Genomic DNA, 26374 nt, shown 5'->3' on the forward strand with positions numbered 1-26374 from the left:
GTGCTACGGCTCAGGCGAGGTAGCGGGACCACCAGTCCAGGATCGCCTCGAACCGCTGCCGACGGTGCGTCGGCCGCCCCGACCGGGACAGCTCGTGCCCCTCGCCCGGGAACAGCAGCAGCTCCGCCTCCACGCCGCGCCGCTTCAGCCCCACGAACCAGCGCTGCCCCTGCTCCACCGGGCACCGCCAGTCCTGCTCGGAGTGAATGACCAGCGTCGGCGTCACGACGTCGCCGATCCGGGCCATCGGGCTCTGCGCCGCGACGCGGTCGGCGTCCTCGCCGAGGTAGCGCAGGCCGAAGAACCAGCCGATGTCGCTCGAGCCCTCGAAGCTCACCGGGTCCAGGAACCCGCGCTCGACGATCGCGGCCCGGAACCGCTCACGCGCGTCAGGCCGGGTCGTGAGCCACGCCGTCATGTACCCGCCGTACGAGCCCCCGAGGACGCCGACGCGCGTGGCGTCGAGCTCGGCGTGCCTTGCGAAGGCGGCGTCGAGGAGCGCGAGCACGTCGTCGGCGTCGACCGTGCCGAAGCCCTCGACGATCGCGCGTCCGTGCGCCGCGCCGTACCCGGCGCTCCCACGCGGGTTGCCGTACACGACGGCGTAGCCCGCCCCCGTGTAGACCTGCACCTCGTCGAAGAACGTGTCCTCGTACGCGGCGTACGGGCCGCCGTGGATGAGCAGCAGCGTCGGGTACGGGCCTTCGCCGTGCACCGCGGGGTCGGGCGTGGTGAGCCAGCCGTGCACGGGCTCGCCGTCGGCGGACGTCGCCGGCACCACCACGGGCACCCGCACCGGGGCGATCTCCCGCAGCGCCGCGCCGAGGTCGGTGAGGTGCGTCTCGCCGTCGGGCGCGGACGCGTCGAGCGTGGCCGGCTCGAGCAGCAGCAGCTCGCCCGGGGAGTCCACGAGCGTCGCGCTCGCGACGAGCCGCCCGTCCGCGAGCGCCGTCGCGCCGGTGATCGAGCCCGGGTGCACGACGTCGAGCACCGCCTCTCCCCCGCCCGCCCCCTCGGCCGTGGTCAGCCGGGCGAGCACGAGCTCGGTGCGGCCCCGGCGCACGCGGCGCAGCAGCACGGGTGCGTCCGCGCCGCCGGGCAGCACTTGGAAGGTGCCGTCGCCCGTGCCACCCGCGAGGTCGTCGAGCAGCGGATCGGTGAGCACGCGGACGTCGGTGAGCGTGCCGCCGTCGAGGCGACCGCGCGCGAGCGCCGAGTTCGTGCCGACGAAGCCGAGCGCGTCCGGGCCGAGGTCGGAGACGAGCAGGTGCAGGACGTCGGGTGCGTCGCGTCCGAAGGCCACGGCGTCGGCGACGAGCGTGCCGGGCAGCTCGACGACGACGGGGCGGACGGGGACGAGCACCCCGTCGCGCGCGGCCTCCTCGTCGTCGGACACGTCGCCGTCGGGCCGGCCGTCCGGTCGGCCGTCGGGCTGACCAGGCTCCGGCAGCGCGAGCCGCACGAGGTCGGCGCCGAGCCGGTCGGCCCGCGCGCGCAGCGCCAGCAGGGCCGCGCCGTCCGGCGTCCAGACGGGGTCGATCACGGCGGGCTCGCCGTCGGTCAGCCGGAGCGGCCGGACCGGTTCGGGCGCGCCGTCGACCGGCCGCGCGGTGCGGGGCACGTCGAGCACGTGGACGTGCGTGGGGCGCCCGATCGTGAACCCGACGCCGTCGCTGCGGTAGGTGAACCGGGTGATCCGGCGCGCGGGCTCGGCCTCGGGACCCACGCCGTCGCGTGTGGAGAATCGGCCCTCCTCCGGCACCCGCGCGACGTAGGCGAGGCGGGTGGAGTCCGGCGACCAGACGGGCCGGCCCTCCACGCCGAGGCGGTGCGCGGTGAGCACGCGCGGCTCCCCGCCCCGGGTGTCCAGCACGGCGAGCTGGGCGCGCCCGTCCACGCGGCGCAGGAACGCGAGCAGGCGGCCGTCGGGGGACAGCACGGGCTGACTGTCGGACTCCCCGGCCGTCAGCGGCCACGCGGGTGCGCCGGACAGCGGGAAGCGCCACAGGCGGCTGCGGTACGCGTCCTCGTCGAGCTCGGGCCGCGCGACGGCGGCGACGGCGTACTCCCCCGTGGGATCGACGGTGGGACGGCCGGGAACGCGCAGGAGCGCGAGGTGCTCGGGCTTCACCGCTCGACCCTACGTCCGGCGGCTGCCGTCCCGATGCAGGTCAGGGGGCGAGCGACGGGGCCGAGCGCTGGCCGAAGCGGTGCCGCAGCGCGCGGCGCGCGGCGAACCAGCCGGACATCCCGTGCACGCCGGGCCCGGGGGGCGTCGACGCCGAGCACAGGTACACGCCCGGCACGCCCGTGGCGTACGGGTCCCACGCGGCGCGCGGGCGCGCGATCATCCCGGTCAGGGTCACCGCGCCCGCGGCGATGTCGCCGCCGACGTAGTTGGCGTTGTGCGCGGCCATCCGGTCCGCGGGCACGCACCGCGAGGTCACGACGACGTCGCGGAAGCCGGGCGCGAAGCGCTCGATCTGGGCGGTCACCGCCTCCGTGACGTCCTCGGGCGAGCCGTGCGGGACGTGCGCGTAGGTCCACAGCGGGATCGCACCGTTCACGCGTCGCGAGGGGTCCACGACGGTCGGGTCGCTCACGAGGACCATGGGCCGCTCGGCGTGCCAGCCGTCGGCGACCGCCTGCTCGGCGTAGGCCATGTCCTGCTGCGAGCCGCCGACGTGCACCGTGCCGGCGTGCTCGACGCCCTCGGCCGCCCACGGCACGGGCTCGCGGAGCACGAAGTCGACCTTGGCGGCCGCGTCGCCGTACTCGTAGGCGGCGTAGGCGTCCCACACCCTCGCGGGCAGCCGCTCGTCCCAGATCCGCAGCACGGCGGTCGGGGTCGTGTCGAAGAGATAGGTGCGCGCGCGGGGCAGCTCCCGCCAGGTGGTGATGCCGCGGCCGGTGACGATCTCCCCGCCGTGCGCGAGCAGGTCCGCCACGAGCGCGTCGGTGATCGCCTGGCTGCCGCCGACCGGGATCGGCCAGCCGCCGGCGTGCGCGAGGCTCGCGAGCAGAAGGGCCGTGCCGGCGGCGGCGAGGCCGGGGACCGGGCCGATCGCGTGCGCCGCGACGCCCGTGATCAGGGCAGGTGCGACGTCGCCGGTGAACCGCCGGCCCCACGCGTTCGTGCCCTGCTCGAGCATGGCCGCGCCGAACGCGAGGGCCGCACGTACGCCGGAGGGGTCGAGCACCTCGCGCGGCACCGAGCGCTTGTCGCCCATCGCGAGGCCGACCACGGCGTCGGGCCGCTCGACGAGCGGGCCCAGCAGCGCGCGCCACGCCGCGCCGTCGGCGCCGAGCCCGGCCGCCGTGCGGTCCAGGTCGTGCCAGGCGAGGCCGGCCCGCCCGCCGTCGAGCGGCTGGGCGTAGGAGATCTCCGGGACGCGCAGGTCCACGCCGCGCGCGGCGAGGTCGAACTCGGCGAGGAACGGGCTGGCGAGCGCCATGGGGTGCACCGCGGAGCAGATGTCGTGGCGCAGACCGGGCGCGAGCTCGGGAGCGAGCTCGAGGTCGAGGGTCCGGGACCCGCCGCCGAGGGTGTCCTGCTCCTCGTAGAGGCGCACGCCGACCCCGGCCCGTGCGAGCGTCACCGCGGCGGCGAGCCCGTTCGGTCCCGAGCCGACGACGACGGCGTCGACCTCCTCGCGGGCCATCAGACCGGCCCCACCGGCTTCGCGGGATCGCGACGCTTGCTGCTGCCACCGCCCGCGAGGCTCGGCATGATCTCGTGGAGCCGATCGACCCACTCGGGCCGGTCGTCGCCGAAGCACTGCTCGATGACCTTCGACATCGCGAACGCCGCGGTCGAGGCACCCGGCGAGGCGCCGAGCAGGCCCGCGATGCTGCCGTCGCCGGCCGCGATGACCTCGGTGCCGAACTCCAGCGAGCCCTTCCTCGTCGGGTGCGGCTTGATGATCTGCACGCGCTGGCCGGCGTTGATGAGGGTCCACTCGGCCTTGCCCGCGTCGGGGTAGAACTTCTGCATGGTCCGCAGGCGCTGCGCCGGCGTCGCGACGAGCTCCTTGACCAGGTACTTCACGAGGTCGAGGTTGTCCTTCGCGACGGCGAGCATCGGCAGCAGGTTGCCGGGGCGGATCGTGCGCAGCGCGTCGAACAGCGAGCCGTGCACGAGGAACTTCATGCTGAAGCCGGCGAACGGCCCGAACATGAGGGCGGTCCGCCCCCCGACCACGCGGGTGTCCAGGTGCGGCACCGACATCGGCGGCGCACCGACGTCGGCGCGGCCGTAGACCTTGGCGTGGTGCTGCGCGACGAGGTCGGGGTCGAACGTGCGCAGGAACTGCCCCGCGATCGGGAAGCCGCCGTAGCCGCGGATCTCCGGGATGCGGGAGGACTGCAGCAGCCGCAGCGCGCCGCCGCCGGCGCCGACGAAGACGAACCGGGCACGCGCCGTTGCCGGCTCGCCGATGGTCTGCCAGGACCGGTCCCGGATCCGCAGGCGCCACCCGTCGCCGTCGCGCCGGACCCCGCGAACCTCGGCGCCGAGGTGGACGACGACGCCGCGGCGCTTCGCGGCGGCGAACATGTCGCGCGTGAGGGCGCCGAAGTCGACGTCGGTGCCCTCGACCACGCGCGTCGCGGCGATCGGCTCATCGGCCGGACGCCCGGCACCGAGCAGCGGTGCCCAGGACCGGATCTCCTCGAGGCTCTCGGAGTACTCCATCGCCGCGAAGTTCGGGTGCGCGCGCATCGCCTCGTACCGCCGGCGCAGGAAGTCCACGCCGTCCGCGCCCGTGACGAGCGTGAGGTGGGGCACGTCGTGCAGGAACGCCGACTCCTCCCCGAGCGCGCCCTTGGCCTCGAGGTAGGACCACAGCTCGCGCGAGGCGCGGAACTGCTCGTTCACGGCCACGGCCTTCGCGATGTCGATGCTGCCGTCGGGGCGCTCGGGCGTGTAGTTCAGCTCGCACAGCGCCGCGTGCCCGGTCCCGGCGTTGCGCCACGGGTTGGAGCTCTCCTGCGCGGCCTCGGGCAGGCGCTCGTAGACGTGGACGGTGGCGCCGGGGTCGAGCTCGGTGAGCAGGAGCGCGAGGGTGGCGCTCATGATGCCGCCGCCGATGAGGGCGTAGTCGACCGTGGCGTCGTTGCGCGGTGTGGGCATGGGCCCACCGTAGAACGTCGGCGGACGGAACGCGGAACCGGGGTCGTGCACCTCACGCCGATGCGTCCGTGCGCGGAAGGTGCCCGGTTCTTCGCTCGGGGCCGACCGGGTGGTACGGAGGGCGACGGCGGTGTGTAGACGGGGGCGGGGAGCCGTCAGCCCGTGAAGTCGGAGCGCAGCACCACGGTGATCGACTCGACGCTCGCGAGCTCGGTGACGGGGCCGATGCCGAGCGCCTGCGCGATGGCCTGCGCCTCGTCGGCTAGATCGGCGTCGCGGTAGAACACGGTCGACACGGTCGGCTCGGCCGACTGGTAGTTGCCCGAGCTCACCGAGGTCCAGCCTGCGGCCACGAGCTGCTCCTGGACCGATCCGGCGAGACCCTGGACGCGTGCGCCGTTGAGGACGCTGACCGCGACAGCCTGGTCGAGCGGGGGCGCCTGCGACTCCTCCTGCGTGGGCTCCGAGCTCGGCTCGGTGCTCGCGTCGGCACTCGGTTCGGCGCTCGCCGCGCCGTCGGTCGCCGCTGCGCCGTCGGTGGCGTCTTCGGTCGCGGTGACCGCGGGGGTGGGCTCGGTGGCGGGTGAGCCGCCGTCCGACGTCGCGAGCTTGACCACGGCGATCGCGAGCAGCGGGGCCAGGATCACGACGGCGATCAGCGGCCCCCACACGCGCCACCACGGGCGAGGCGCGCGGTGCACGGCCTGCGGGGAGCGCTCACGGCCGAGGACGTCGAACTCGTCCTCGGGGTAGGGGTAGTCGTCCTGGGCCACGTGGGGAGACTATCGGCCCGCGGCCGGGAGATCGGTGAGGCGTCGCGCCTGGCGAGCCTGCTGCCGCTGCGCGCGCAGGCGCCGCAGCCGCTTGACGAGCATCGGGTCGACCGCGAGCGCCGCCGGGGAGTCGATGAGCACGTTGAGAGTCTGGTAGTACCGCGTCGCGGTCATCCCGAACAGCTCGGCGATCGCCGACTCCTTGGCACCGCCGTGCCGCCACCAGCCGCGCTCGAACTCCAGGACTGCACGCTCGGTGTCGGTGAGGCCGTTCTCGAGGCCGGCGTCGCTGCGCGAGCCGTCGGGCTCGACGCCCGGGGCGGCGTGCTCGGGCACTGCGCTCATCGGTCCTCCTCACGTCGGTCCGGCTTTCGTCGCCGGGAGCCGGTCCCACCGCGCGTCGCGCCCGGAACCCTCGTCCCGGTCATGCTAGTGCGCGAACGACACCGGTGTCATTCGACCCCCACGGGTGCGGGTCGCACCTCGGACGACCGGTGCGACGCGCTCGGCGAGCCGACGCGCCCGCCGACGCGACGCCGTCGGGCACGGCTGCGGGCACGACGGCGGAACGACCGCGGGCGGAACATCCGGCAGGATCGCGGACGTGCCGACATCACCGCGCCCCCTCGCCGAGCTCGTCGCCCCGGACTGGGCGAGCGCGCTCGCCGACGTCGAGCCCCAGGTGCACGCGATGGGGGAGTTCCTGCGGTCCGAGCTCGCGGCGGGGCGCTCGTTCCTCCCGGGCGGCGCGCACGTGCTGCGGGCGTTCGAGCGGCCGCTCGCCGACGTGCGGGTGCTGGTCGTCGGGCAGGACCCGTACCCGACGCCGGGTCACGCCGTCGGGCTCTCGTTCTCGGTCGCGCCCGACGTGCGGCCGGTGCCGCGCTCGCTGGCCAACATCTACCTCGAGCTGGTGGACGACGTCGGCGTCCCGATGCCCACCACCGGCGACCTCACGCCGTGGGCCGACGCCGGGGTCCTGCTGCTCAACCGGGTGCTGACCGTGCGCCCGGGCGCCGCCGGGTCGCACCGGGGGAAGGGCTGGGAGGAGGTGACCAGCGCGGCGATCGCGGCTCTGGTGGCGCGGGGCGGTCCACTCGTCGCGATCCTGTGGGGCCGGGACGCCCAGACGTTGCGCGGGGCGCTCGGGTCGGTGCCGGTCGTCGCGAGCCCGCACCCCTCGCCGCTGTCGGCGCACGCGGGGTTCTTCGGGTCGCGACCCTTCAGCCGCACGAACGCGCTGCTGGTGGAGCAGGGTGCGGAGCCCGTGGACTGGCGCCTGCCCTGATCTCACCCGCGCGCATCCCACCCGCGCGCAGGGGGCGTGGCGAGGGCGGCGTGGGGCACCATGGGGCCATGAGCACCACGTCCCGGTGGACCTCCTACCTCGCGCTCGGCGACTCCTTCTCGGAGGGCCTGTGGGACGTCGTCGACGACGACGGCGCCGCGAACCCCGACCTGTCGCGGTGGGCGAGCGACCACCCCCACGATCCGGACGTCACGCACCTGCGCGTGCGCGGCTGGGCCGACATGCTCGCCGCCCACCTCGCCGCGCGGTCACCCGCGGGCGAGGTGCGCTACGCGAACCTGGCGATCCGCGGGCGGCTGCTGCCCGCCGTCGTGGCCGAGCAGGTGCCGCGTGCGCTCGAGCTGCGGCCCGACCTCGTCTCGCTGGTGGCGGGCGGGAACGACATCCTGCGCCCCGCCGTCGACCTGGACCGGATCGCGGGCCTGCTCGAGGATGCCGTGCGCGAGCTGCGCGCGGCCGGGTGCGACGTGCTGCTGGCGACCGGGATGGACACGAAGGACTCCCCGCTCGTGTCCGCGACGCGGTCGCGGGTCGGGGTGTTCAACGCCCACCTGTGGACGATCGCGCAGCGGCACGGCGCGCACGTCGTCGACGTGTGGGGTCTGCGGGCGCTGCGGGACTGGCGGATGTGGGCCACCGACCGGATCCACCTCACCGCCGAGGGCCACGCCAGGGTCGCGCAGGCTGCGCTCGTCGGCCTCGGCCTGACGCCGGACGACCCGGGCTGGGACGACCCGCTCGAGCCGTTGGCCGCGCTGCCCGCGCTGCGCCAGCTCGGCGTCGACGCGGCGTGGGTGCGTGACCACGCCTACCCGTGGGCCACCCGGCGCCTGCACGGCCGGTCCTCGGGCGACCTGCGGGTCGCGAAGCTGCCGGAGTGGAGCACCGTGCGAGCCGTCGACGTGGCGAGCGACGCGCTCGAGTGACGCTCGCCGTCGGGCACTGCGCACCGCACCGACGACGGTGATGGAGCCTCCTGTCGGATTCGAACCGACGACCTGCTGTTTACAAGACAGCTGCTCTGGCCAGCTGAGCTAAGGAGGCGTGCCGCCGCGGCGGCGCGGCCATCATGCCACGCCGCCGCAGGCGGACCTCAGCCTCCGACGCCCTGCTCGGCGAGGTAGGAGGACAGCGTGCCGGGCTCGTAGAAGTTGACCGTCTGCGGCAGGGTCTTGCCGTCCAGCTTCACGGTCGGGGTGCCGCTGACGCCCTCACGCTTGGCCTGCTGCGTGGCGACGGCGACCCACTCGTTGTACGTGCCGTCGGTGAAGGTGTCGGCCACCTCCTGCGGCACGCCTGCGTCGACGGCGATCTGGGCGATCTCGTCGTCCGTGAGGCCCTCGGTGTTCTCCTCGGGCTGCTGTGCGAACAGGCCCTCGACGAACGGGACGAACGCGTCCGGGGCCTCGGAGGCGACGGTGGCCGCCGCGTTGGCCGTGCGGGTGGAGTACTGCGTGCCCATCGAGAGGCTGTCGAGGTTGGCGAGCAGGTGGTAGGTCACCGTGAGGTCGCCGGAGCTGCGCAGCGTGTCGAGGTCGGACCCGTTGGCGTCCTCGAACATGCCGCAGTAGGGGCACATGAAGTCGAGGTACACCTGCAGGTCGGAGGCGCCCTCGTTCACGGTGCCGGCGGCCGTGGCGCCGACCGAGATGCCGCCGCTGCTGTCGGAGTTCGCGGGCGTCGCGCCGTCGAACTCGTCGAGCAGGGTCTTCTGGGACTCGGCGTAGATCCAGATGCCGGCAGCGACGACGAGGACGACGACGCCGGCGAGGACACCGAGCAGGATGTTCCGGCTCCGGCGCTCGCGGGCGGCCTGCTCCTGGCGCAGCTTCTCGGCCTGGGCGCGAGCGGCGTCGCGGCGCTGCTCGCGGGTGGGCTTGGTGTTCTTGGGGGTGGTCATGAGGTCTCCATCGGGGAGGTCGTGCGGAAGGTGGGTCGCGGGTGCCCGACGGCGCGGCGGCGTCAGGCGGCGAGCGCGGGCGGACCCCGCCAGGCCACGACGGCGCCGCTCACCAGCGTGCGGCGCACCACCCTCGGGCGCGGGGTGCGCAGCGACCGGGCGACCCGGACGGGACCGCCGACCCGCGGCACCCGGCGACCGGGGAGCACGGCGTCGAGCACGCGCCGCACGAGCGCACCGGCTCGTCGGGCCAGCAGCCCGACCGTGCCGGCACCCGTCAGCCCCCAGGACCAGGCCACAATCGTCGTGAGGGCGAGGGAGCAGACCACCGCGACCGCGCCGTCGTCGAGCCCCACCCCGGTGGGGCAGGCGTCGACCGGACGGAGGAAGGCGAGGTGCGCCTCGAGCATCGCGTGACCCGTGGGCACGCAGGCCCGCAGCTCGACGAGGCCGGAGGCGGCCAGGGCGCGCAGCGACCCGGCGAGCACGACGGCGAGCGCCACCGTGGTCGTCACTCCCATCCGCACCGGTCCATGGTACGGGCGCGAGGGCTTGCGTCGGTCGCCGGCGCTCGCTGGCGCTTGCGTCGGTCGCGTCAGTCGATCGCGGAGTCGAGCCCGGCGTCGATCCCGATGACGACCTTGAGGCCGCGGCGCGCGACGCCGCTCGCGAATGCCTCGGCCGCCTCGCTCAGCGGGAGGCGCTCGGTGACGAGCGAGTGCACGTCCACGGCGCCGGAGGCCACCAGCGCGATGGCGCGCGGGTACATCTCCTTCATCCGGCGCACCATGACGAAGGTGAGGCCCTTGCGGCGGGCGACACCGGCGCCGAAGGAGGAGCGGTCGTCGTCCGGGATGCCGGCGAGCACGACCCGCGCCCCGGGGCGGGCGAGGGTGACCGCGGAGGCGATCGCGTCGTCGTTCCCGGCGACCTCGAAGACGGTGTGCGCACCCAGCGGGTCCGAGAGCGCCGCTGCGGCGGCGTCGAGCTCGCCCGGCGCGAACGCCGCGTCCGCGCCGTAGCGCAGCGCGGCCTCGCGGCGGTGGTCGAGCGGCTCGATCGCGACGACGCGGCCGCCGCCGAAGGCCTTGGCGAGCTGGACGAGCAGCAGTCCGATGGGCCCGCACCCGACGACGACGATGTCGTGCGCGAGCCGCGCGTGGGCGAGGTCCCAGGCGTGCAGCGCGACGCCGAGTGGCTCGAGCACCGAGCCGTCGGCGCCGGTCATCCCCTCGGCGAGGGGGTGCAGGAGGTGGGTCGGCCACACCTTGTGCTCCACGAGGCCGCCCTCGGTGCTGGAGTGGCCGGAGAAGCGAACCTGCGGGCAGAGGTTACGGTGCCCCTCGGCGCACAGCGCGCAGTGCTCGCACGGGATCGCCGGGTCGAGGGCCACCCGGCGACCGGCGAACGGCCCGTCGACGGCGATGCCGGCGAGCTCGTGACCGGGCACGAGCGGCTCGGTGAGCACGGCGTCGCCGATGCCGCCCTCCGCGAACCAGTGCAGGTCGCTGCCGCACAAACCCATGTCGGTCATCCGGACGAGCGTCTCCCCCTCCCCCGGCGTGGGCAGCGGCACCTCGTCGATGCGCAGGTCGCCGGCCGCGTGCAGCCGGCCGCGATGCATCCGTGCAGGAAGGGGGGACGGGATGGCGGTGGGCTGGCTCGACACGGCGAGTTCTCTCCTCGACACGGGGGCGGTTTCTCCCACCCTAGCTCATTAGTTTAGCCATCAAATCAATACCGGACTCGCGCCTCAGCTCACCGGGCCGGACGAGGAGAACGAGTCCGGGTCCTGCCACCGCGTCGGCTTCACCCCGAGCCGGGCGTTCACGGCGTACGTGATCCCCCACAGCACGAGCCCGACGACGAGCAACGTCCCCGCGACCCGGTACTGCAGCGGGTCGCGACCGGCCAGCGGGGTGACGAGGTAGAGACAGCTGAGGGCCCCCAGCACCGGGATCACGGTCGGCGTCCGGAAGGCCTCCGGCGGCGCCGGGTCCCGGCGCAGCACGAGCACCGCGACGTTCACAACGGCGAACACCGCGAGGAGCAGCAGCGCCGTCGTGCCACCCAGGACGGCGATGACGTTCGAGTCCGGCGTCAGCGACACGGCCGTGATGACGCCGAACGCCATCACGGTGGTGAAGACGATCGCGACCCACGGTGTCCGCCGCCCCTCGTGCACCCTGCCGAGCACGGGCGGCAGCACGCGCTGGCGCGCCATGCCGTAGATGAGGCGGCTCGCCATCAGCATGTTGATGAGCGCGGAGTTCGCGACGGCGAACATCGAGATGAACGGCAGGATCCGGTCGATCGGCAGGCCGGGGGCGCCGACCTTCACCACCTCCACGAGCGGCGTCTCGCTCGCGGCGAGGTCACCCACCGGGAGCAGCGCCACCGCAACGACGGCGACAAGCACGTAGATCACCCCGGTGATCCCCATGCCCGTCAGCATGATCCGGGGGAAGATCCGCGCGGGCTCCTTCGTCTCCTCCGCCATGTTGACCGAGTCCTCGAAGCCGACCATCGCGAAGAACGCGAGCGACGTCGCGGTCGTGACCGCGAGGAAGACGCTCTTGTCCTGCGGCGTGTCGAACGCGACCACGCGCGAGAAGTCGGCCATCCCGAACGCCGTGAGGCCCACGAGGATGACGAGCAGCAGGCCCGAGAGCTCGATGAGGGTGAGCACGACGTTGGCCTTGACGCTCTCCCCGACCCCGCGGAAGTTCACCAGCGCCAGGAGCGCCATGAACACGAGCGCGACGGCGAGGATCGCCGTCGCGGAGGCGTCCCACCCCACGCCGGTGGCGAAGTTCGCCGCGAAGGCGCGCGACGCCGTCGAGGCCGACGTGATGCCCGAGCTCATGACGATGAAGGCGACGAGGAAGGTCACGAGGTGGATGCCGAACGCCTTGTGCGTGTACAGCGCCGCGCCGGCGGCCTGCGGGTACTTCGTGACGAGCTCGAGGTAGCTGAACGCCGTGAGCGTCGCGACGGCGAACGCGATGAGGAAGGGCAGCCACGCCGCTCCCCCGACCTCCCCCGCGACCTGGCCCGTCAGGGCGTAGACGCCGGTACCGAGGATGTCCCCCACGATGAACAGCAGCAGCAGCTTCGGGCCGATGGCCCGCTTCAGCTCCGGCTCCGCAGCGGTGTGGGTCGTCACCAGTCACAGCCTGCGCCTGCGGCGCCCTGCTTGTCGAGAGTGCTGCGGGGCGAGCTCGTACGCGGACGCCTCGCGCTCATCCCCCGCGCTCATCCCCCGCGCTCCTCCCTCGCGCTCATCCCCCGCGCTCATCCCCCGCGCTCCTCCCCCGGGCTCCGCCCTCGCGCGCGGGAACGGCCCGCAGCGACGAGACCGGCCCGCAGCGGACCGTTCTCGTCGCCACCGGCCGTCCTCGGCGAGACGCGGGTCAGCGGGGTGACGGAAACCCTCTCGCGAAAGGACCGAAACCCTCTCGCGAAAGGACCGGAACCCTCTCGCGAAAGGACCGAAACCCTCTCGCGAAAGGACGGAAACCCTCTCGCGAAAGGACCGGAACCCTCTCGCGAAAGGACGGGAATCACCTCGCGAAGGTCAGAAGCCCTGGGCGAGGCGGTAGTACGCGGCGTTCCAGCGCAGCTCGTTCTTCAGCCCGCGGATCGTCGTGTCCTCGTCGATCACCACGAGCTCGGTCCGCAGGATCTCGGCGAAGTCCTCCCACGCCTCGATCCCGACGGCGGTGCTCATCACCGTGTGGTGCGCGGCGCCCGAGAGCAGCCACGCCTTCGCGGACGTGGCGAAGCTCGGCCGCGGCACCCACACCGCGGAGGCGACCGGGAGGTTGGGCAGCTCGTGGTCGGGCCCGACGACGTCGACGACGTTCGCGACGAGCCGGAACCGCTCGCGCAGGTCGGCGAGCGACACCACGACGGCCTCGCCTGGGTCGGTGTCGAACTTCAGCCGGACCGGGTCGTCCTTGCCGCCGATGCCGAGCGGGTGCACCTCCAGGCGCGGCCGGCCGACGGTGAGCGACGGGCACACCTCGAGCATGTGCGCGCCGAGGATCTTCTCGCGGCCCTCGGCGAGCTCGTAGGTGTAGTCCTCCATGAGCGACGCGCCGCCGGGCAGGCCGTGGCCCATCACCTTCGCGACGCGCACGAGGATCGCGGTCTTCCAGTCGCCCTCGGCGCCGAACCCGTACCCCTCGGCCATCAGCCGCTGCACCGCGAGCCCGGGCAGCTGCTTGAGGTCGCCGAGGTCCTCGAAGCTCGTCGTGAAGGCGGAGAACCCGCCCTCGACGAGGAAGGCACGCATCCCGGCCTCGATCGCGGCGCCGTCGCGCAGGTTCTGGTGCTTCTCGCCGCCGGGCAGGAGCTCGGGGGCGACGTCGTACTCGGCGAGGTAGGTCTCGATGAGGGCGTCGACCTCGGTGTCGGACACGGCCGCGACCTTCGCGGCGAGCTCGTTGACGCCCCACGTGTTGACCTGCACGCCGAACACGCGCTCGGCCTCGGTCTTGTCGCCCTCGGTGACGGCCACGAACCGCATGTTGTCGCCGAACCGGGCGAGCTTGAGGCCGCGGGCGTGCGCCCAGCCGGTCGCCGCGCGGGCCCACGTGCCGATCTCGGCCCGCACGTCGGCGCGCGAGGCGTGCCCCACGACCGTCTTACGCGCGATCCCGAGCCGTGAGGCGATGTACGCGAACTCGCGGTCGCCGTGCGCGGCCTGGTTGGTGTTCATGAAGTCCATGTCGATCTCCGCCCAGGGGAGCTCGACGTTGGCCTGCGTGTGCAGGTGCAGGAACGGCTTGCGCAGCGCGTCCAGGCCGGTGATCCACATCTTCGCGGGGCTGAACGTGTGCATCCACGCGATGACGCCGACGACGGCGGGGTTCGCGTTGGCCTCGTCCGCCACCCGGCGGATGGCCTCGGTGTCGGTGAGCAGCTCCTTGAACACGACGCGGACCGGGATCTCCGGCGAGCCGTCCAGCAGCGCGACGATGTCGCGCGAGTTCGCCGTGACCTCCTCGAGCGTCTCGGGGCCGTAGAGGTGCTGGCTCCCGGTGAGGAACCAGATCTCGCGCCCGGCGAACGGGTCGGCGGTGGTGGGGTTGGTGGGAGGCGTGCCGGGAGTAACGGTCATCGTCGGGTCCTTCGGGTCAGTGCAGCGGATCTGAGGGGAAGCCAAGGACGGGCAGTACGGGCGGTTCGACTGGCAGGGCGTGCCGCGTCAGCGCCCGTACACGTTCTGGTACCGGTCGTAGAGGGAGTCGATCTTGTCCTGCTCGATCGGGTGCGGGGTGCCGAGCTGGAGCGCGATGTGGATCGTCCGCGCGACCTCCTCGACCATCACGGCCGCCTTGACCGCCGCCTTGGCGTCGGCCCCGATCGTGAACGGCCCGTGGTTGGCCATGAGCACGGCGGGGCTGCGCGAGGAGCGCAGCGTCTCGACGATGCCGCGGCCGATCGAGTCGTCCCCGATCAGCGCGAACGGCCCGATCGGCACCTCGCCGCCGAACTCGTCGGCCATCATCGTGAGCACGCACGGGATCGGCTCGCGCCGCGCGGCCCACGCGGTCGCGTAGGTCGAGTGCGTGTGCACCACGCCCCCGACCTCGGGCATGTGGCGGTACACGTACGCGTGCGCCGCGGTGTCGCTCGACGGCGAGCGGTCGCCCTCGACCAGCGTCCCGTCGAGGTCGCACACCACCATCGACTCGGGCGTGAGCGTGTCGTAGGTGACGCCGGACGGCTTGATGACCAGCAGGTCCTCGGGTCCGGGCCCGCCGTCGGGATCGGCGACCACGCGCTGGGAGACGTTGCCGGCGGTCCACACCACCAGCCCCCACCTCGGCAGCTCGGCGTGCAGCGCGGCGACCTGTACGCGGGCCTGCGCGACGGCGTCGCGCAGGTGCTCGGGGACGGTCCGGGACTCGGTCATCGGGTTCGCTCCTTCTCTCGCGGGTTCTCGCGGTTGGCTCGCGGGACGGTCTCAGACGCTCTCGCCGGCGGCGCGCTCGACGGCGAGGCCCGCCTCGTAGCGCTCGAGGAACCTCGCGTAGCCGGCCACGTCGGCCGGGTCCGGCTCGACCACGACCGAGGCCGCGTCGGCGAAGACGCGCTCGGTGAGCCAGGTGCCGAGATCGGGCGCGGCCTCGCCGTCGGACGCCTGCGCGGCCAGGAGGTACGCGGCGAGCACCGCGATCCCCCAGGCGCCGCCCTCGCCGGCGGTCGTGCCGACGGCGACGGGCGCCCCGACGGCGGCAGCGAGCAGCCGCTGCGCGACGCCCGCAGTGCGGAACAGCCCGCCGTGCGCGAGCAGCGCGTCGACCTCGACGCCCTCGCGCTCGAGGATCCGCATGCCGAGGCTGAGCGTGCCGAACGCGCCGAAGACCTGGGTGCGGGCGAAGTTGGCCAGAGTCAGCCGGCTGTCCGGCGTGCGCACCACGAGCGGCCGGCCCTGCGTCAGCCCCGTGATCGGCTCGCCCGCGAGGTAGTTGTAGGCGAGCAGGCCGCCACCGTCGGGCTCGCCGTCGAGCGCGGCGCGCAGCAGCACGCCGAACACCTCGTCGGCGTCCGCCGGGTGGCCGAGCGCTCCGGCGAAGGCGTGGAAGACGCTCGCCCACTCGCCGAGCTCGCTCGCGCCATTGTTGCAGTGCACCATCGCCACGAGGTCGCCCGCGGGCGTCGTGACGAGGTCGATCTCGTGGTGCACGGCCGCGAGCGGGCGCTCCAGCACGACCATCGCGAAGATGCTCGTGCCCACGCTCACGTTGCCCGTGCGCGGCGCGACGGCGTTCGTCGCCACCATCCCCGTTCCCGCGTCACCCTCGGGCGGGCACAGCGGGATGCCGGCCGTGAGCACGCCGCTCGGGTCCAGCAGCGCGGCGCCCTCGGCGGTCAGCGCGCCCGCGGGCCGGCCGGCCGGCACGGCGGCGGGGAACAGGTCGACGACGGCGGGCAGCGGCGACGCGTCCGTCTCGCCACCGCGGCGGCGGGCCAGGAGGCCCTCGAAGGTGGCCAGCGCGGCCGCGTCGTAGTCGCCCGTCGCGGGGTCGATCGGGAAGATGCCGGACGCGTCGCCCACGCCGACGACCTTCTCCCCCGTCAGGCGCCCGTGCACATAGCCGGCCAGCGTCGTGACGTGGGCGACGTGGTCGAGGTGGGGCTCGCCGTCGAGCACGGCCTGGTAGAGGTGCGCCACGGTCCAGCGCAGCGGGATGTTCGCGCCGAGCGCCTCGGTCAGCTCGGCCGCCGCGGGGCCCGTGGACGTGTTGCGCCACGTGCGAAACGGCACCAGCTGCTCGCCGGACGCGTCGAGGGCGACGTAGCCGTGCATCATCGCCGAGACCCCGATCGCCCCGACCGTCGTCAGGCGCACGCCGTGGGTGCGCTCGACGTCGGCGAGCAGCGCCGCGACGGCGTCCTGGAGCCCAGCCCACACCGCGTCGAGGGCGTACGTCCACACGCCGTCGACGTACTGGTTCTCCCACGCGTGGCTGCCCGTGGCGAGCACCGCGTGGTCGGCGCCGACGAGGCAGGCCTTGATTCGGGTCGAGCCGAGCTCGATGCCCAGCGTGGTGCGACCGGCGAGCAGGTCCGCGCGGGCCGCGCCGGTCTCGGGCGCGTCGCCCTGCGAGCTGTTCAGCATGGTCACCGGGACCCGCCCTTCTCCGAGCCGCACTGCCCGGTCCTGTGCCGTCGTGATCCTTGCGGCGGCCGCTGCGCTCGCGCGCGGCGGTCGCGTCCGTCGTGGTGATGTGAGCGTTCACACTACCAGGGGTGCCGCGCGGCCGCGACATCGGCATCGGCGGCGCCGGGTCAGCGCGTCGGCGGGGCCGTGCTGGCCCGGACCACGAGCTCGGGCACCACGGCGGCGGCTCCCCTGTCGCCGGCGCCATCCTCAGCCCCCTCGCCGGCGGCGGGTTCCCTCGCCGGCTCGTCGCCTGCGCGGCGGTCCGCCTCGATCGCGCCGAGCAGCTCGGTCATCGCGGCCTGCGCGAGCTCGGTGAAGTCCTGGCGGACGGTGGTGAGCGGCGGCCGGAAGTAGTCGGTGCCCTCGATGTCGTCGAAGCCGGTGACACTGATGTCGCCCGGCACGTCGATGCCCGCCTCGCCGAGGGCCCGAAGCAGCCCGAGGGCCATCTGGTCGTTCGCGACCGCGACGGCCGTGGGGCGCGAGGCGCTCGACGCGATCTCCTGCCCCACGCGGTAGCCCGCCTCGGCGGACCAGTCCCCGGCCCACACGTGCGCCGGCTGCAGCCCGGCCGCGGCCAGCTCCTCGTGCCAGCCACGCTCACGCTCACGCGCGTCCAGCCAGTCGGGGGGACCGGTCAGCAGGGCGATCCGCTCGTGCCCGAGGTCGACGAGGTGGCGCAGTGCGGACCGCGCCCCGGCGGCCTGGTCGGCGCCGACCGCCACGTAGCGGTCGCTGGGTTCCACCCCGGCCGCCACCAGCAGCAGCGGCGCGCGTGAGGTGATGTCCGCGAGCGCCTCGACCACGCGGATCCGCGGAGCGATGACGACGACGGCCTCGACCGCCTGGGAGTCGAAGTCGCCGAGCGCCCGCGCGACCGCCGCGAGCAGGTCGTCCTCGCCCGGACGGACCGCCGTGACGTGCACCGAGTAGCCCGCCGCGCGCGCCGTCTCCTCGATGGCCATGAGCGTGGACATCGGCCCGAACTTGGCCGAGCCGCTCGTCACGACGCCGAGCAGGCCCGAGCGGGCCGTGACGAGCGCCCGGGCGAGCCGGTTCGGTCGGTAGCTGAGGTCGTCCATCGCCGCCAGGACGCGCTCGCGCGTGGCGGGCCGGACGCTGGGATGGTTGTTGAGGACGCGTGAGACCGTCTGGTGCGACACCCCGGCGAGCCTGGCGACGTCCGCCATGCCCGCAGGGCGTCCCGCGCTCACGCTCGGTGCCCCTCGCCGTCGGCGCCCTCGGGGTCGGCCTCGCGGGCGAGCTCGTCCGCCCGCCGCGCCGCGGCTCGGGCCGCCGCCACGTAGGCCGCGCGGACGGCGCGCTCGTCGAGCTCGGCGAGCGCGGCGAGCGTCGTGCCGCCCGGTGAGGACACCGCCTCGCGCAGGATCGCCGCGTGCTGCCCGGACTCGGCCGCGTAGACGCCCGACCCCGCCACGGTGTGCGCCGCGAGCTGCTGCGCGAGCGCGCGCGGCAGTCCGAGCAGCGTGCCGGCCTCGGCGAGCGCGTCGACCATGGCGAACACGTACGCGGGCCCGGACCCGGAGATCGCGGTGACCGCGGACTGCAGCGCCTCCGGCACCGAGACCACGAGGCCCGTCCCCGCGAGCAGCGTCTCCACGAGGGCCACGTGGTCGGGGCTCGCGTGCCTGCCGGGGCTGACGGCGCTCACGCCGCGCCCGATCGTCGCGGGCGTGTTCGGCATGACCCGGACCACGGGCACGCCGGCGGGCAGGCGACGCTCGTAGAACGTGGACGGCAGGCCCGCGGCGATCGACACGACGAGCGTGTCGGGCCCGACGGCGTCGCGCACCGACGCGAGCGCGTCCGCCATGTACTGGGGCTTGACCGCGAGCAGCACGACGTCGGCCCCCGCCGCGGCCGCGGCGTTGTCGGCGCCGCCGGAGACCGAGGCGGCCTCGCCGTCGTGCCGCGCGGCGACCTCGCGCGCGACGTCGCCACGCACGTCGGTCACCGCGACCTCGGTGACGGCGTCCGCCGCCACGAGGGAGGACAGCACGGCGCTGCCCATCACCCCGGAGCCGATCAGCGCGATCTTCATGTCACATCCCGAACGCGTCGTAGAACGTGCCGCCCGCCCCGACCGGGGTGATCGCGACGAACGCGGTGGCTCCGTTGTTCCACGCCACCCGCTCGCCCGTCTCGGAGGAGAGGATCCGCATCGTGCCCGCCTGCTGACCCGCCACGACGACGGGCTCCTCGCGCGAGACGGTGCCCTCCAGGCCGAGCGCCGCGACGTACGCCGCGGCGGCCTCGGGGGTGCGCCACTGCGTGACGGCGACCGCAACGTCGGTGGTGGCGTCGCCCGAACCGTCGGAGTAGGTGAGCGTGTACGCCTCGAGCGGCTGCCCCGTGACCCCGGCGGCGGCCGCGACCGCCGCCGGGTCGTCCACCGTCTGCGCCGACACCGCCCACTTCAGCACCGCGTCCGGCAGCGCCGCCAGCAGGGCCGTGCTCTTGTCCCGCTCCACGGGCGCCACCACGGGCGTCGGGGTCGGGCCGGTGATGGTCTCTCCGGGCACGGGCTCGAGGGCCTCGAGCTCGGCGGCGGGCCGGTTGAGCAGCACGATCGTGAGCACCACGCCGAGCACCACGACGAGCGCCACGAGCGCGAGGACGATCCGGCGCCGCCGGATCACCGCGGGCGACGCCGTCGAGCCGGAGCCGTCGCCGCTGCCCATGGCGCCGCTCGCCGCGGCGGCAGCTCCCCCGCTCGCCTCGGGCGCTCGGCCGGGTGAGCCACCCGACGCCCGCGCGCGGCGATCGGCCGGGCGCTCGGTCGGCGGCGTGGCGCCGGTGTCGGTGGGGTCGGCGGGAGCGTTCACCCGGAAGGTCCTCTCGGGGCGGTGCGGTCGGGCCGGGGGCGCCCGGCCGTCGCGGCGAGCCTAGGGGACGGCGAGGCGGGGGTGTCGGTCCCGCGCGGTAGCGTCCCGAACATGGCGACGACCCGCGGCTCCGGACCCTCTGCACGGGGGCGCGCCGCCGCGCCGTCGTGGTCGTGCACGGAGTGCGGCTGGGGCGCCGCGAAGTGGGTGGGGCGCTGCCCGGGCTGCCAGGCGTGGGGCACGATGACCGAGGTCGGCGCCCCCGAGCCCGCCCGCACCACCGCCGCAGCACCGCCGCGCAGCCCCGCGCGCCCCATCGCCGACGTCGAGATCGCGCTGGTCGCACGCCGGTCCACGGGCGTGGGCGAGCTGGACCGGGTGCTCGGCGGCGGCCTCGTCCCGGGCGCCGTCATCCTGCTCGCGGGCGAGCCCGGCGTCGGCAAGTCGACCCTGCTGCTCGACGTCGCGGCGCGCACGGCGCGCACCGGCAGCCGCGTCCTCTACGTCACGGGTGAGGAGTCCGCCGCACAGGTGCGCCTGCGCGCCCAGCGGATCGGCGCCGTCGAGGACGGGCTCATGCTTGCGGCCGAGGGCGACCTGGGCGCGCTGCTCGGCCACGTCGAGGCCGTCGAGCCGGACCTGCTCGTCGTGGACTCGGTGCAGACGATCGCGTCGCGCGAGGTGGAGGGCACCGCCGGCGGTGTCGCACAGGTGCGCGAGGTCGCGGCCGCGGTGATCGCCGTGGCCAAGGCCCGGCACCTGCCGGTCGTGCTGGTGGGGCACGTGACGAAGGACGGCGGGATCGCGGGGCCGCGCGTGCTCGAGCACCTCGTCGACGTGGTGTGCCAGTTCGAGGGCGAGCGGCACTCGCGCCTGCGTATGGTGCGCGCGGTGAAGAACCGGTACGGCCCGACCGACGAGGTCGGCTGCTTCGACCTCAGTGACTCCGGCATCGAGGGGCTTGCCGACCCGAGCGGCCTGTTCCTCTCGGAGCGGCGCTCGCCCGAGCCGGGCTGCTGCGTCACGATCACGCTCGACGGCGCCCGCCCGATGCCCATCGAGGTGCAGGCGCTCGTCGCGACGTCCTCGGCGCCGCACCCGCGCCGCGCGACCGCCGGGGTGGATCCCGCGCGCGTGTCGATGGTGCTCGCGGTGCTGGAGTCGCGCCTGGCCCGCGGGGTCGCGGGTCAGGACGTCTACGTCTCCACCGTGGGTGGCGCGCGGGCGCTCGAGCCCGCGGCCGACGTCGCGCTCATCCTCGCCCTCGCCAGCGCGCGGTCCGGCCTGCCGCTGCGGCCGGGCCTCATCGCGGTCGGCGAGGTCGGGCTGACCGGGCAGCTGCGTCCCACCACCGGGCTCGAGCGCCGCTTGGCGGAAGCGGTCCGGCTGGGGTTCACGTGCGCCGTCGTGCCCGAGGGCCTCGGCGGGGCCGGCGCCTCGGGTGTGCGCGCACCCGAGGGACTGCGTCTGCTGCCCGCGGGGGACGTCGCGGCTGCGCTCGCGCTCGCCCTGGACGGCGCGGACTCTCCCGTCGGCGCCTCCGACGGACGCACCCCGGCGGCGCCGCCGGACGAGCTCGAACGCGCTCGGCGGGCGCGCGGCGGCCGGTGAGCAGCCCCGGCCGGCAGCCGCCGCTGCCGTAGAGTGCGCGCCATGTCCGACGTCGTCCCCGCCGCCTCCGGCCGCTCGTTCCTGAGCGCCGTCGCGCCCGGGACGGCGCTGCGCGACGGCCTCGAGCGCATCCTGCGCGGACGCACCGGCGCCCTCATCGTGATCGGGTACGACCCGGTGGTGGAGTCGATCTGCTCCGGCGGGTTCGAGCTCGACGTCGCGTTCTCCTCCACCCGGCTGCGCGAGCTGGCGAAGATGGACGGCGCGATCGTCATGGACACGAGCGCGTCGCGCATCCTGCGGGCGGCCGTCCAGCTCCTGCCCGACGCCTCGATCGAGACGTCGGAGTCCGGCACCCGGCACCGCACCGCGCAGCGCGCGGCCGTGCAGACGGGCTACCCGGTCATCTCGGTCAGCCAGTCGATGCGGATCGTCGCCGTGTACTACAAGGGCGAGCGGTACGTCGTGGAGGACTCCGACGCGATCCTGTCCCGCGCCAACCAGGCCCTCGCGACGCTCGAGCGCTACCGAGCCCGGTTGGACGAGGTCACGCAGACGCTGTCCGCCCTCGAGATCGAGGACCTCGTCACGGTGCGGGACGTCGCCACCGTGGTCCAGCGCCTGGAGATGGTGCACCGGATCTCGATCGAGATCGCCGGCTACGTGACCGAGCTCGGCACGAACGGCCGCCTCCTTGCGCTGCAGCTCGACGAGCTCGTGGGCGCTTCCTGGCCCGACCGCGAGCTCGTGGTGCGCGACTACATCGACGAGCGGCGCACGCTCGCCGAGTCGCTCGCGAGCATCGAGGCCCTCGACTCCACCGAGCTCATCGACCTCGCGCAGGTCGCCCGGCGCCTCGGCCTCGGCGGTGCGGGCGGCGACGTGCTCGACGCCGCCGCGTCCCCGCGCGGGTTCCGGATGCTCACCCGGCTGCCGCGCCTGCCGATGCCGATCGTCGAGGCCGTCGTCGCGCACTTCGGCACGCTGCAGAAGCTGCTCGCCGCGACGGTGGAGGACTTCCAGGTGGTGGACGGGGTCGGCGCGGTGCGCGCCCGCTCGCTGCGAGAGGGGCTGTCGCGCCTCGCCGAGACATCGCTCATCGACCGCTTCGTGTAGCGCTCTGCCGTAGGCACCGCGCTACTGCAGGACGAACGTCGCCTCCGCGCGCAGCACCTGGTCCCCCGACGTCTGCGTCACCACGGCGAGGTACGTCCCGGCCTGCGCGACCGGCATCCCACCCGGGCAGCCGTCCTGGGACAGCGCACCGGGCCACGAGAGGTCCTGGAAGTCCTCGCTGTCAGCGGGCAGCAGCAGCCTGCGCGAGGTCGGCTCGAACGGGCACTGCGCCGAGCTCCAGACCGGGACGCCGCCGGAGCTGATCTCCAGCACGGTGGCGCCGGACCCGAGGTCGACGAGGCAGTCCGGGCCCGAGCCGGTGCTCACGCCGAGCACCATCGCGACGCCCGCACCCACCGCATTCGTCGCGGGCACTGTGAGCGTGAGCTGGGCCTGCTCGGGTGTGCACGCGGTCGGCGTCGGCGGGGTCGCGCCGAGCGGGTACTCGGTGGGCGAGGGCTCCGGCGCGGTCGTCGGATCGGTGGCGCCCCCGGTACCGGTGTCGGTGGGCACGTCCGTGGGGTCCCCGGCGGGGCTGCTGGTCGGGGCGCCGGTCGAGGTCGCGGTCGCCTCGGCGTCGCCCCCGGTGAAGAGCCCCACGAGCGCCGTGACGCCCCAGGCCGCGGCCCCCAGCACGAGAAGCCCCAGGATCAGGGCGACCAGGCGTCGCCGTCGGTACGCCGCCGCCGTCGCACGGGTCGGTCGCGACGGGTTCGGCACCCTGTGAGGATAGGCGAGCCATGACCGCCGCACCCGACAGCCCGCGCCCGGCGTCGCCCGATCCCCACCCGACCGCCGCGCACCCGGCGCACCTGCACCGCGCCGTCGCGGAGTGGTACGCGGCGCACGCGCGCGACCTGCCCTGGCGCGCCGCCGACGCCACCGGCTGGGGCGTGCTGGTGAGCGAGGTCATGCTGCAGCAGACGCCGGTCGCCCGGGTCGAGCCCGTCTGGCGCGCCTGGCTCGCGGCCTGGCCGACGCCCGCCGACCTCGCCGCTGCGCCCGTCGCCGACGTGCTGCGCGCCTGGGGCCGGCTCGGCTACCCGCGTCGGGCGCTGCGCCTGCGTGATGCCGCCGCCGCGATCGTCGCGGCGCACGACGGCGAGGTGCCGCTCGACCTCGACACCCTGCGTGCACTGCCGGGCATCGGGGAGTACACCGCGGCCGCCGTCGCGGCGTTCGCGTACGGTCGGCGCGCCGTCGTGCTCGACACGAACGTGCGACGCGTGCTCACGCGCGTGCTCGACGGCGAGGCGCTGCCCGCCCCGTCGCTCACCTCCGCGGAGCGCACCCGTGCGGCCGCGGTGCTGCCCCGCGACCCGGCGGCCGCCGCGCGGTGGAGCGTCGGGATCATGGAGCTCGGCGCGCTCGTGTGCACCGCGCGCGCCCCGTCCTGCACCGCCTGCCCGGTCGCCGGCGCGTGCGCGTGGCGCGCGGCGGGCTACCCGCCCGACCCCCACGCGCACCGGCGCCGGGTCCAGGCCTGGCACGGGACGGACCGGCAGGCCCGTGGCCGGCTGCTCGGCGCCGTGCGCGAGGCCGGTGGCGTGGTGCCCGACGCCGTGCTCGGCCTGACCTGGCCCGAGGCGGAGCAGCGTGAGCGGGCGCTGGCCACGCTCGTGGCCGACGGGCTGCTCGTCAGCCGCGACGACGGGTACGCGCTGCCGTAGCGGGCCGGCCTCCAGGGCCCGCGGGCGTGCGCGCCTGCGCCGTCGTGGCGCGCTCCTCACCTACCGTGAGGACGTGGGCACGCCGGAGGACACGCCGTTCGAGGGACGTTCCTCGAGCACGCCCGCCGGCACGCCCCAGCCCGTCGACACGTCCCCGGTCGTCGAGCGGACCGACCCCGACGTCGAGGGCGGTCTGGCGGTGCAGGCGGCCACCCGCACTCTCGCCGCGATGGCCGCCTCCGTGGTCGGCCTCGGCCTCGTGGCGGCGGGCGCGGCGAGCATGGCGCGGGTCGAGGACGGCGGCATGGGCGCCGACATGGTCACCCCCGGGCTCGTCGTGCTCATGGTGGGAATGCTCGCGGCGCTGGTCGGGGCGGTGCTCGCCGCCTGGGTGCTGCTACGCCTGCTGCGCCACGACGTCCCGGTGCCGGGGCACGCCGTCGCCGGCCTGTCCCGGGCGCTCGGGCTCTGCGCACGCGGCCTCGTCGCGGCGCTCGTGCTGACGGTCGGGGTCTGGGTGGTCGTGCGGCCGTCCGCGACGCTGTCCGCGGTGCTCGGCGGGCTGGTCGCGGTCCAGGTGGCCGTCGTCATCGGCGCCGTCCGGGCGCGGGTTCTGCGCCCGCGCTGACGCCTCCGCGCCGCCTGCCCCCAGCGACGCGGCCCGCCCCCAGAACGGCCCGAGGCGACGCGGCCGACCTTCAGAACGGCCTGAGGCGACGCGACCGTCGCCCAGAACGGCCCGAGGCGACGCGACCGTCGCCCAGAACGGCCCGAAGCGACGCGACCGTCGCCCAGAACGGCCCGAGGCGACGAGACCGTCGCCCAGAACGGCCCGAGGCGACGCGACCGTCGCCCAGAACGGCCCGAAGCGACGCGACCGTCGCCCAGAACGGCCCGAGGCGACGAGACCGGCCCCCAGCGGGCCGTTCTCGTCGCCACAGGCCGGTCTCGACGACACTGCTGCCACCGCTGCCGCTGATGCCGCCGGTCTCGTCGCCACAGGCAGTTCTCGACGCCGCTACTGCTGCTCCCGCCGCCGCTGCGCCCCCGTCACTGCCGCCGCAGCCAGCGCCCAGAACGCCCCGAGACGACGCGGCCGTCATCCAGAACGGCCCATAGCGACGAGAACGGTCCGCTGCGGGCCGTTCTCGCCGCCACAGGCCGTTCTCGGCGCCTCCGCCACCGCTGCCCACACCGCCACGGGCCGTTCTCGCCGCCACAGGCCGTTCTCGGCGCCTCCGCCACCGCTGCCCACACCGCCACAGGCCGTTCTCGGCGCCGCCGCTGCCGCCGCCGCGGAGCGAACCGCCTACTCGCTCCGCGTCACCGCCGCGCCGGCGCCGTGCGCACGAGCCGCACCGCCGTCGGCTCGTCGATGACGAGGTCGGTGACCGCGCCGGCGAGCAGCGCGGCCCGCAGCGGCACGACCTTCGCCTCCCCCGCCACCACGCACACGCGGCGGTGGATCCGCTGCAGCTGACGCGGATCAGGTCCCGTGGCGCGCGCGTTGATCGCGACGTCCTCCCAGCTGCCGTCCTCGCGAAGGAACACGGTGCACACGTCGCCCACCACGCCGTCGGCCGCGAGCGCGTCCCGGTCGGCCGGCTCGAGGTAGCCGGAGGTGTAGACGTGCGAGGGCACCGGCGCGACGAGCGCGCCGACGCCGAAGAGCACGAGGTCGGCGCGCGCCTGGACGCCGAGCACGTGCCGCACGCTGCGCTCGCGCCACATGAGGGCGCGGGTCTCGGCGAAGTCGAAGAACGCGGGCACCGGGAAGTGCTCGGGGATGGCGTCGAACGCCTCCGCGAACTGCGAGACGAGGTCCGTGCCGTACGCGAGGCCCGAGGACTGGGTGTTGGCCGCGCCGTTGAGCTGGACGACCACGGCCTCCTTGAGCGAGGTGGGCACGAGGTGCGCGGCCACCGCCGCGACCGTGGTGCCCCACGCGAGCCCGAGCGTCATCCCGTCGGCGAACCACTCCTGCACGAGCTGCGCGGCGTAGCGCGCCACGTGGTCCAGGCGCACGTCCTCGGTGAGCGGCGAGCGCACGGGAACCACGTGGGCGCGCACGTCGTAGGCGGCCTCGATGCGCCGGGCAACCGCTCCCCCCGCGCGCGGCGCGCGCACCTGGATCCGCACGATGCCGCTCTCGCGCGCACTCTTGAGCAGCCGGCTGACGCCCGAGCGGGACATCCCCAGCTGCCGGGCCACCGTGTCCATGGTGACGTCCTGCAGGTAGTAGAGGGTCGCCGCCTCGTGCATCAGCTCCTCACGCCCGTCCATCGCCGCTCCCCTCGATGTGCACGTTCGTGCAGAAGTGTTGCGCATTCGTCCATGCGA

At 74.9% G+C, this 26374-nt stretch carries 23 protein-coding genes and 1 tRNA gene; 6 read left to right on the forward strand and 18 right to left on the reverse strand.

Annotation, left to right across the window (positions count from 1 at the left end; translation table 11 throughout):
* Window positions 1-10 precede the first annotated feature (10 nt).
* The 5 genes from AC3AQ1_RS05520 to AC3AQ1_RS05540 all read right to left on the reverse strand — a co-directional run bounded on the left by AC3AQ1_RS05520 (window position 11) and on the right by AC3AQ1_RS05540 (window position 6249).
* Window positions 11-2131 carry a S9 family peptidase gene (locus tag AC3AQ1_RS05520; protein WP_108718158.1) on the reverse strand — a complete coding sequence of 707 codons (2121 nt, stop codon included), beginning with the start codon at window positions 2129-2131 and terminating at the stop codon, window positions 11-13.
* A 40-nt stretch (window positions 2132-2171) separates the two neighbouring features.
* Window positions 2172-3662, reverse strand: coding sequence for a phytoene desaturase family protein (locus AC3AQ1_RS05525; RefSeq protein ID WP_108718159.1), 1491 nt, complete (start codon window positions 3660-3662; stop codon window positions 2172-2174).
* The gene (mqo, locus tag AC3AQ1_RS05530) at window positions 3662-5131 is read right to left on the reverse strand and encodes a malate dehydrogenase (quinone) (RefSeq protein WP_108720005.1); all 1470 of its coding nucleotides are present in this window, start codon (window positions 5129-5131) and stop codon (window positions 3662-3664) included. The genes AC3AQ1_RS05525 and mqo overlap by 1 nt, the downstream gene beginning before the upstream one ends.
* Before the next feature lie 155 nt (window positions 5132-5286).
* Window positions 5287-5904 (reverse strand): LytR C-terminal domain-containing protein, encoded by a 618-nt coding sequence (locus AC3AQ1_RS05535; protein WP_108718160.1) that lies wholly within the window; start codon window positions 5902-5904, stop codon window positions 5287-5289.
* A gap of 9 nt (window positions 5905-5913) precedes the next feature.
* Window positions 5914-6249, reverse strand: a complete 336-nt coding sequence (locus AC3AQ1_RS05540) for a DUF3263 domain-containing protein (protein WP_108718161.1) — start codon at window positions 6247-6249, stop codon at window positions 5914-5916.
* Window positions 6250-6508: 259 nt separating this feature from the next.
* Here AC3AQ1_RS05540 and AC3AQ1_RS05545 point away from each other — a divergent pair, with 259 nt between their 5' ends.
* Window positions 6509-7192: a uracil-DNA glycosylase gene (locus AC3AQ1_RS05545; protein WP_108720006.1), complete on the forward strand. Its 684-nt coding sequence runs from the start codon at window positions 6509-6511 to the stop codon at window positions 7190-7192.
* Window positions 7193-7260: 68 nt separating this feature from the next.
* Window positions 7261-8139, forward strand: a complete 879-nt coding sequence (locus tag AC3AQ1_RS05550) for an SGNH/GDSL hydrolase family protein (protein ID WP_108718162.1) — start codon at window positions 7261-7263, stop codon at window positions 8137-8139.
* Between the two features lie 41 nt (window positions 8140-8180).
* Here AC3AQ1_RS05550 and AC3AQ1_RS05555 read toward each other — a convergent pair.
* The 11 genes from AC3AQ1_RS05555 to AC3AQ1_RS05605 form a co-directional block, all read right to left on the reverse strand.
* Window positions 8181-8257 (reverse strand) — tRNA-Thr (locus AC3AQ1_RS05555).
* Window positions 8258-8306: 49 nt separating this feature from the next.
* Window positions 8307-9113 carry a DsbA family protein gene (locus tag AC3AQ1_RS05560; RefSeq protein ID WP_108718163.1) on the reverse strand — a complete coding sequence of 269 codons (807 nt, stop codon included), beginning with the start codon at window positions 9111-9113 and terminating at the stop codon, window positions 8307-8309.
* Between the two features lie 62 nt (window positions 9114-9175).
* Window positions 9176-9640: a hypothetical protein gene (locus AC3AQ1_RS05565; RefSeq protein WP_159096402.1), complete on the reverse strand. Its 465-nt coding sequence runs from the start codon at window positions 9638-9640 to the stop codon at window positions 9176-9178.
* A 68-nt stretch (window positions 9641-9708) separates the two neighbouring features.
* Window positions 9709-10737, reverse strand: coding sequence for a zinc-dependent alcohol dehydrogenase (locus AC3AQ1_RS05570; RefSeq protein ID WP_108718165.1), 1029 nt, complete (start codon window positions 10735-10737; stop codon window positions 9709-9711).
* Between the two features lie 129 nt (window positions 10738-10866).
* Entirely contained in the window at window positions 10867-12282 is a 1416-nt protein-coding gene (locus tag AC3AQ1_RS05575; RefSeq protein WP_108718166.1) for an APC family permease, read from the reverse strand.
* 408 nt (window positions 12283-12690) lie between these two features.
* Complete coding sequence (gene araA, locus AC3AQ1_RS05580) at window positions 12691-14238, reverse strand: L-arabinose isomerase (protein WP_108718167.1); 1548 nt, start codon at window positions 14236-14238, stop codon at window positions 12691-12693.
* 87 nt (window positions 14239-14325) lie between these two features.
* Complete coding sequence (locus AC3AQ1_RS05585) at window positions 14326-15036, reverse strand: L-ribulose-5-phosphate 4-epimerase (RefSeq protein WP_108718168.1); 711 nt, start codon at window positions 15034-15036, stop codon at window positions 14326-14328.
* Window positions 15037-15087: 51 nt separating this feature from the next.
* Window positions 15088-16746: a xylulokinase gene (locus tag AC3AQ1_RS05590; RefSeq protein ID WP_108720007.1), complete on the reverse strand. Its 1659-nt coding sequence runs from the start codon at window positions 16744-16746 to the stop codon at window positions 15088-15090.
* A gap of 170 nt (window positions 16747-16916) precedes the next feature.
* The gene (locus tag AC3AQ1_RS05595) at window positions 16917-18005 is read right to left on the reverse strand and encodes a LacI family DNA-binding transcriptional regulator (protein WP_234417818.1); all 1089 of its coding nucleotides are present in this window, start codon (window positions 18003-18005) and stop codon (window positions 16917-16919) included.
* Window positions 18002-18853: a pyrroline-5-carboxylate reductase gene (gene proC, locus AC3AQ1_RS05600; RefSeq protein WP_108718170.1), complete on the reverse strand. Its 852-nt coding sequence runs from the start codon at window positions 18851-18853 to the stop codon at window positions 18002-18004. The genes AC3AQ1_RS05595 and proC overlap by 4 nt, the downstream gene beginning before the upstream one ends.
* Window position 18854: 1 nt before the next feature.
* Window positions 18855-19637 carry a hypothetical protein gene (locus AC3AQ1_RS05605; protein ID WP_108718171.1) on the reverse strand — a complete coding sequence of 261 codons (783 nt, stop codon included), beginning with the start codon at window positions 19635-19637 and terminating at the stop codon, window positions 18855-18857.
* Window positions 19638-19748: 111 nt separating this feature from the next.
* On the opposite strand from AC3AQ1_RS05605, the gene radA reads away from it, so the two are divergent.
* Complete coding sequence (radA, locus tag AC3AQ1_RS05610) at window positions 19749-21248, forward strand: DNA repair protein RadA (RefSeq protein WP_108718172.1); 1500 nt, start codon at window positions 19749-19751, stop codon at window positions 21246-21248.
* A 42-nt stretch (window positions 21249-21290) separates the two neighbouring features.
* The gene (gene disA / locus AC3AQ1_RS05615; RefSeq protein ID WP_108718173.1) at window positions 21291-22364 is read left to right on the forward strand and encodes a DNA integrity scanning diadenylate cyclase DisA; all 1074 of its coding nucleotides are present in this window, start codon (window positions 21291-21293) and stop codon (window positions 22362-22364) included.
* A gap of 21 nt (window positions 22365-22385) precedes the next feature.
* Here disA and AC3AQ1_RS05620 read toward each other — a convergent pair whose 3' ends face one another.
* On the reverse strand, window positions 22386-23084 hold the full coding sequence (locus tag AC3AQ1_RS05620) for a hypothetical protein (RefSeq protein ID WP_108718174.1): 699 nt from the start codon (window positions 23082-23084) through the stop codon (window positions 22386-22388).
* Window positions 23085-23104: 20 nt separating this feature from the next.
* Here AC3AQ1_RS05620 and AC3AQ1_RS05625 point away from each other — a divergent pair, with 20 nt between their 5' ends.
* On the forward strand, window positions 23105-24034 hold the full coding sequence (locus AC3AQ1_RS05625) for an HhH-GPD family protein (protein WP_108718175.1): 930 nt from the start codon (window positions 23105-23107) through the stop codon (window positions 24032-24034).
* A gap of 73 nt (window positions 24035-24107) precedes the next feature.
* Window positions 24108-24662 (forward strand): hypothetical protein, encoded by a 555-nt coding sequence (locus tag AC3AQ1_RS05630; protein ID WP_108718176.1) that lies wholly within the window; start codon window positions 24108-24110, stop codon window positions 24660-24662.
* Between the two features lie 695 nt (window positions 24663-25357).
* On the opposite strand, the gene AC3AQ1_RS05635 is transcribed toward AC3AQ1_RS05630, so the two are convergent.
* Window positions 25358-26317, reverse strand: a complete 960-nt coding sequence (locus tag AC3AQ1_RS05635; protein ID WP_108718177.1) for a sugar-binding transcriptional regulator — start codon at window positions 26315-26317, stop codon at window positions 25358-25360.
* Window positions 26318-26374 lie beyond the last annotated feature (57 nt).

It is taken from the genome of Miniimonas sp. S16 (assembly GCF_057748195.1).

What these genes read in the sequence shown, in the direction of transcription:
- AC3AQ1_RS05525 (WP_108718159.1), bottom strand. Translation starts at nt 3,662, where the DNA reads ATGGCCCGCGAGGAGGTCGACGCCGTCGTCGTCGGCTCGGGACCGAAC.
- AC3AQ1_RS05585 (WP_108718168.1), bottom strand. Translation starts at nt 15,036, where the DNA reads ATGACCGAGTCCCGGACCGTCCCCGAGCACCTGCGCGACGCCGTCGCG.
- araA (WP_108718167.1), bottom strand. Translation starts at nt 14,238, where the DNA reads ATGACCGTTACTCCCGGCACGCCTCCCACCAACCCCACCACCGCCGAC.
- disA (WP_108718173.1), top strand. Translation starts at nt 21,291, where the DNA reads ATGTCCGACGTCGTCCCCGCCGCCTCCGGCCGCTCGTTCCTGAGCGCC.
- AC3AQ1_RS05590 (WP_108720007.1), bottom strand. Translation starts at nt 16,746, where the DNA reads ATGCTGAACAGCTCGCAGGGCGACGCGCCCGAGACCGGCGCGGCCCGC.
- AC3AQ1_RS05540 (WP_108718161.1), bottom strand. Translation starts at nt 6,249, where the DNA reads ATGAGCGCAGTGCCCGAGCACGCCGCCCCGGGCGTCGAGCCCGACGGC.
- AC3AQ1_RS05570 (WP_108718165.1), bottom strand. Translation starts at nt 10,737, where the DNA reads ATGCATCGCGGCCGGCTGCACGCGGCCGGCGACCTGCGCATCGACGAG.
- radA (WP_108718172.1), top strand. Translation starts at nt 19,749, where the DNA reads ATGGCGACGACCCGCGGCTCCGGACCCTCTGCACGGGGGCGCGCCGCC.
- AC3AQ1_RS05635 (WP_108718177.1), bottom strand. Translation starts at nt 26,317, where the DNA reads ATGGACGGGCGTGAGGAGCTGATGCACGAGGCGGCGACCCTCTACTAC.
- proC (WP_108718170.1), bottom strand. Translation starts at nt 18,853, where the DNA reads ATGAAGATCGCGCTGATCGGCTCCGGGGTGATGGGCAGCGCCGTGCTG.
- AC3AQ1_RS05560 (WP_108718163.1), bottom strand. Translation starts at nt 9,113, where the DNA reads ATGACCACCCCCAAGAACACCAAGCCCACCCGCGAGCAGCGCCGCGAC.
- mqo (WP_108720005.1), bottom strand. Translation starts at nt 5,131, where the DNA reads ATGCCCACACCGCGCAACGACGCCACGGTCGACTACGCCCTCATCGGC.
- AC3AQ1_RS05550 (WP_108718162.1), top strand. Translation starts at nt 7,261, where the DNA reads ATGAGCACCACGTCCCGGTGGACCTCCTACCTCGCGCTCGGCGACTCC.
- AC3AQ1_RS05625 (WP_108718175.1), top strand. Translation starts at nt 23,105, where the DNA reads ATGACCGCCGCACCCGACAGCCCGCGCCCGGCGTCGCCCGATCCCCAC.